Source organism: Halomonas sp., assembly GCF_031581305.1.
Lineage (GTDB): Bacteria > Pseudomonadota > Gammaproteobacteria > Pseudomonadales > Halomonadaceae > Halomonas.
In genome coordinates this window covers 1-5,565 of sequence record NZ_JAVLBC010000203.1, presented here as the reverse complement: position 1 = coordinate 5,565, position 5,565 = coordinate 1, and the positions used below count along the sequence as shown (strand labels likewise).

Annotated in this window: 4 protein-coding genes; 2 read left to right on the top strand and 2 right to left on the bottom strand. The window is 66.7% G+C overall.

Annotated features, from left to right (window positions below; translation table 11 throughout):
* Window positions 1-2 precede the first annotated feature (2 nt).
* The gene (locus RI841_RS13925; RefSeq protein ID WP_310706232.1) at window positions 3-461 is read right to left on the bottom strand and encodes a YchJ family protein; all 459 of its coding nucleotides are present in this window, start codon (window positions 459-461) and stop codon (window positions 3-5) included.
* A 79-nt stretch (window positions 462-540) separates the two neighbouring features.
* On the opposite strand from RI841_RS13925, the gene RI841_RS13920 reads away from it, so the two are divergent.
* Both RI841_RS13920 and RI841_RS13915 read left to right on the top strand, forming a co-directional pair.
* Complete coding sequence (locus tag RI841_RS13920; RefSeq protein WP_310706231.1) at window positions 541-762, top strand: hypothetical protein; 222 nt, start codon at window positions 541-543, stop codon at window positions 760-762.
* A gap of 64 nt (window positions 763-826) precedes the next feature.
* The gene (locus tag RI841_RS13915) at window positions 827-3,589 is read left to right on the top strand and encodes an HAD-IC family P-type ATPase (RefSeq protein WP_310706230.1); all 2,763 of its coding nucleotides are present in this window, start codon (window positions 827-829) and stop codon (window positions 3,587-3,589) included.
* 132 nt (window positions 3,590-3,721) lie between these two features.
* On the opposite strand, the gene hrpB is transcribed toward RI841_RS13915, so the two are convergent.
* A partial coding sequence (gene hrpB, locus RI841_RS13910; protein ID WP_310706229.1) for an ATP-dependent helicase HrpB occupies window positions 3,722-5,565 on the bottom strand: 1,844 nt, incomplete at its 5' end.

Sequence of the window (5,565 nt, the reverse complement as noted above, 5' to 3'; positions counted from 1 at the left end):
CACTAGCCCGTCCCGCAGCACTCCTTGACCTTGCGGCCGCTGCCGCAGGGGCAGACATCGTTACGACCGAGCTTGAGCCGAGTAACGCCAGGATGGCCGTCCAGATAGACCCAGTTGCCTGCCTCCCGACGGAAGCGCGAGCGCTCCTCCAGCACCGCCCAGCGACGCCCCTCCCGACACGTCGCACGGAAGTGCACGAAGCCTTCATCGCCCTCCTCGCCGCTGTCGCAAATCTCCAGGCGCACCCAGCGCGTTGACGCGTCAGGCACCAGGGACGTCGGGCGGGTATCGGGGTGCCAACTCGCCAGCAGGTAGTCGGTAAGGCCGAGGATGAAGGCGCTGTAGCGCGAGCGCATCAGTGCCTCGGGGGTAGGGGCCGGTTCGCCCCCATGGCAGGGCGCGCAGCAGGCGTGATAGGTGAGACCGCTGCCGCAGGGGCAGCCATCAGAGAGCAACAGCATGGAAAAACCTGTACGTAAAATTCTGGATAGATAGCACTTTGTATTGCTTTCTGCTCGCCAGGCCATGAGGGAATCTACCATGGAACGCCTGCCTGCCACCGCCATACCCGCCACCTTGACCGCCGAGAGGCTACGCCGCTGGCTTTCCCCAGAGCAGTTGCCGCTGGTGGAGATCCAGTCGCTGGACAAAGGTTACGACATCGTCCAGCGCCATCATCGTGACGGCATCACACCATTAGTGGCCGAGCGTGGCCTTCATGACCCGTTGACGCCGGCGGCTTGGGAAAAACCCTTGCACTGAATCACTGCAGTGCAACATGCTTTATGTTACATCTTGGGTTCTTGCTCCCGGCAGGAGAAACAGCATGACCGATCGCCCTCAGAACGGGTCCGTCGACTGGCACGCCCTTTCGACCGAGGAGGCGCTAGAGCGTCTCGAGAGTCGCGCCGAAGGACTCAGCAGCCCGGAGGCCGAGCGTCGGCTTGCCGAGCATGGTCCCAACCAGCTCAAGCAGGCCGAGGCGCGGCCCTGGTGGAAGCGTCTGGCAGATCAGTTCAATAACATCCTGATGCTGATCCTCATCGTTGCCGCGGCGGCAAGCCAGCTTCTCGGTCACAGCCTGGATGCCGCCGTCATTCTCGCGGTAGTGGTGATCATCGCATTGATCGGCTTCTTTCAGGAGGGCAAGGCCGAGCGGGCGCTGGACAGCATACGCAACATGCTCTCGCCGAAGGCCACAGTGCTGCGCGACGGCAAACGGTCCACCCTGGATGCCAAGGAGCTTGTCCCAGGCGACATCGTGCTGATCGAGAGCGGGGCACGGGTACCCGCCGACCTGCGCCTGCTCAAGAGCCAGCGCCTGCGCAACCAGGAGGCGCCTCTCACCGGCGAATCCGAACCCGTTGCCAAGTCAAGCGAAGCCGTGGACGAAGACGTCGCCCTGGCCGAGCGCAGCGCCATGGCCTATGCCGGCACCCTAGTGGTCCAGGGCAACGCTCGGGGTCTAGTGGTCGAAACTGGTAGCCACACCCAGATCGGCCGCATCTCCAAGATGCTGCAGGACGTTGAAGAGTTGAAGACCCCGCTTCTCACCCAGCTGGACCGTGCCGGCAATGTGCTAGCCATCTTCATCGTCGGCGTTGCTGCCTTCTCCGCGGTTTTCGGCATCTTCGTGCACGGCAAGGCCGCCACTGAAATGTTCATGGCGGCCGTGGCCCTGGCCGTGGCCGCCATTCCGCAGGGCCTCCCGGCCATCGTCACCATCGGGCTTGCCATCGGTGTCCAGGCCATGGCTCACCGCAACGCCATCATCCGCCGCCTGCCGGCTGTCGAGACCCTCGGCTCCATCTCTACCATCTTCTCGGACAAGACCGGCACCCTGACCCGCAACGAGATGACCGTCCAGGCGATCTGGCTGCCCAAGGGCGAGGTGCACATCAAGGGCATCGGCTTCGCCCCGGAGGGCAGCTTCCACTACGTCAGCAACGGCGAGCCCGAAGAGGCGGCACTCGACCTGGACGACGACCACGCCCTGCGTCACTTCCTGAAGGTGGGCGTCATGTGCAACGACGCCGAGCTCACCGAGAAAGAGGGCCACTGGAAAATCCACGGCGATCCCACGGAGGGCGCTCTGGTCGTGGCCGCCGCCAAGGCCGGTCTGGAGGCCAGTGAGCTGCGCGGTAACCACGACCGCCATGACGCCATCCCCTTCGAATCCGAACGCAAGTACATGGCCACCCTCCACAAGGAAGACGGCAAGCAACTACTGCTGGTCAAGGGTGCCCCGGACCGCTTGCTGGAGATGTGCCATCGCGTCCGCGATGAGAGTGAAGACATCGAACTGGACCTGGCCCTGTGGGAGGAGCGCATACATGACCTCTCCTCCCGGGGCCTGCGGGTGCTGGCGCTGGCCGAGAAACCGATCCACGACGTCAACGAGCTGACCGACGAACACGCCGAGGAGGGGCTGGTGCTGCTGGGGCTGGTGGGCCTGCTCGACCCACCCCGGGACGAGGCCATCGAGGCGGTCAAGGACTGCCTGGCTGCCGGCATCCGCCCGGTGATGATCACCGGCGATCACGCGGTCACGGCCCTTGCTATCGCCAAACGGCTGGGCTTTGCCCATACCGAGCGTGCCCTCAGCGGCCACGAGATCGAGGCGATGTCAGACGCGGAGCTCGAGAAGGTCATCCTCGAGGTAGACGTCTTTGCCCGCGCAGCGCCGGAGCACAAGTTGCGTCTTGTCAAGGCCATGCAGGCCCAGGGCGGCATCTGCGCCATGACCGGCGACGGTGTCAATGATGGACCGGCCCTCAAGCGCGCCGACGTCGGGGTCGCCATGGGCCTCCAGGGCACCGAGGCGGCCAAGGAAGCTTCGGAAATGGTGCTTGCCGACGACAACTTTGCCACCATCGTTCGCGCCATCCGCGAGGGCCGCAAGGTCTACGACAACATCCGCAAGACCATCACGTTCCTGCTGCCCACCAACGGTGCGGAAAGCCTGGCCGTGCTGCTTGCCATGCTTGGCGGCATGACGTTGCCCATCACCGGGCTGCAGATTCTCTGGGTCAACATGGTCACGGCCGTGACCCTGGGGATGGCGCTGGTGTTCGAGTCACCCGAGGCCGACCTCATGCGCCGCCAGCCGCGGGACCCCGATGCTCCTCTGCTCACTCTTTTCATGCTCTGGCGGGTGCTCTTCGTCTCGGTGCTGCTGGTGACAGCGGTCACCGGCATCTTCTTCTGGATTCTCGGGCAGGGCGGCAGTCTCGAGCTCGCCCGCTCAGGGGCAGTGAACATGCTGGTGATGGGCGAAATCGTTTACCTGCTCAATAGCCGCTTTATGGTGGGCCGCTCCGTGAGCCTCCAAGGGCTCTTCGGCAGCTGGCCTATATTGATCGCCATCGGTCTTGTCATCCTGATCCAGCTTGGATGGACCTACCTGCCCTTCATGCAGCTGCTGTTCGAGGCCGAAGGCCTGAGCCTGCTCCACTGGATCCTCATCCTCGCCGCGGGCCTTGCCCTCTTTCTAGTGGTTGAGCTGGAAAAGTGGGTGCTGCGCCGCTTCAATCTGGTCTCCGTGGAGCAGGCCGCAAGCAACACGCATGCAGCAAGCCAGCAAGCCTGATGCCTCCAGACCACGTGGTGGGAGACCTTGCACGGGAACACTGCAGCGCAACATGCCATGTGACAGGCCTGGGGTTCTTGCTCCCCGCCGGATAAGCAGCTTGACCGATCGCCCTCAGGGCAGGCCTGCCTTTCAGCGGCGGCGCTTGGTTCGCGCGGTGGCGTCGGCGGTGAGCGGGTCTTCCGGCCAGGGATGTTTCGGATAGCGACCACGCATCTCGCCACGCACTGCCGGATAGCCATTGGCCCAGAAGCTCGCCAGGTCGGCGGTGACCTGCAGCGGGCGACCCGCCGGCGATAGCAGATGCAGCAACACGGCCTCACGGCCGTCGGCGAGGCGCGGTGAGGCCTGCCAGCCGAAGCACTCCTGGAGCTTCACCGCCAGCACCGGCGGCTTGTCGTCGAGACAGGGGGTGTAGTCCAACCGTCGGCTGGCACCGCTGGGCACTGCCATCCTCGCCGGTGCCAGGGCATCGAGCCGCGAGCGCAGCGACCCGTCGAGGCCATCGAGCAGGATCCGCGCCAGCGGCAGGCGCTCCACCGTGTCCAGCCGGGTGATGCCGTCGAGGTGCGGGCCCAGCCAATCGTCCAGGGTCTCGAGCAGCATCGCATCGGACCAGTCCGGCCACTCCTCCCCCAGGGTGCGACGCATCAGGGCCACCCGGCCACGCAGCTGTTCGGCCTCGTCATCCAGCGGCAGCCGCTCCCGGCGGCGCAATGCCACGAGCAATGCCGCCCTGACCGCCTCCGGTGGCAACTCGGCCAGCGGCCTTCGCGCCAGCACCACCCCCCCCAGACCACGCACCTGCTCGCCCACCAGCCGGCCCTGCTCATCGGACCATTCAAGACGCGTGCGCCACTCGGCGGTTTCGGGATAGAGAGCCTCCAGACGAGCGCGCGCCAGCGCCACGGCGCGGAAGATGCGCGCCCCGCTGGCCTGGCCATCCAGTTCCGCCGCCACCAGCAGCTCGGCATGGGCAAGCGGATGGTCCTCGGGCAGGGTCGCCAGGCCACCGCCGGCCAGACGAAAGCGTCCCGGGGCGAGCCGTTGCCCCACCCGCTCGGGGTAGGCCAGCGCCAATAGATCCCCCAGCGATGTCAGGGATGACACCTCCAGCCGGCAGCCATCGACCTGCAGCAGACGACGAGTGTCCTGCTGCCACTGCCGATGCCGACGGCCATCCGCCAGCCGCGCCTGCAGCGCCCGCTCCAGGTCCTTCTCGCCCTCGAGGTCGCGTCCCTCCAGCAGCGCCACCAGGGCACAGGCCAGCGGCCGCGCCTGCAGCTCGGCGGCGCGCTCGAGCATGGCCGCCAGGCGCGGATGGGTCGGCCAACGGGTAGCGGCGCGCCCCAGTGACGTCAGATGATGCGCCTCGTCCAGCAGCCCCAGGCGACGCAGCAGGTCGCGTCCGGCGTCCAGGGGCGCGCCGGGCGGCGGGGTCACCCAGACGAGCTGATTCGGATCACTGATGCCCCAGCGCGCCAGCTCGAAGGCTAGTGGAGCGAGATCGACCTGGCGGATCTCCGGCTCGCCATGAGGCACCAGGGGTTGCTCCTCCGCCCATAGCCGCACGCATAGACCCGGGCCCTGGCGACCGGCCCGGCCGCGACGCTGGTCGGCACTGGCACGATTGACGCGGCGAGTCTCCAGACGCGTCAACCCGCTTCTCGGCTGGAACACCGGGACACGCTCAAGGCCCGCGTCCATCACCAGGTGCACGCCGTCAACGGTGACGCTGGACTCGGCGATGGCCGTCGCCAACACCACCCGGCGGCGCCCGTCGGGATCGGGGCGCAGGGCCCGACGCTGGGCCTCGAGGGGCAGGCGACCGTGCAGCTCCATGATGACCAGCCCGGGGGCGCGATCGGCAACCGCCCTGGCCAGGCGGCGGATCTCCGCCACCCCGGGCAGGATCACCAGGGCATCGCCATCCTGCACCTCCGTGGCCTCAAGCAGCGCCCTGGCCTGCTGAGCCG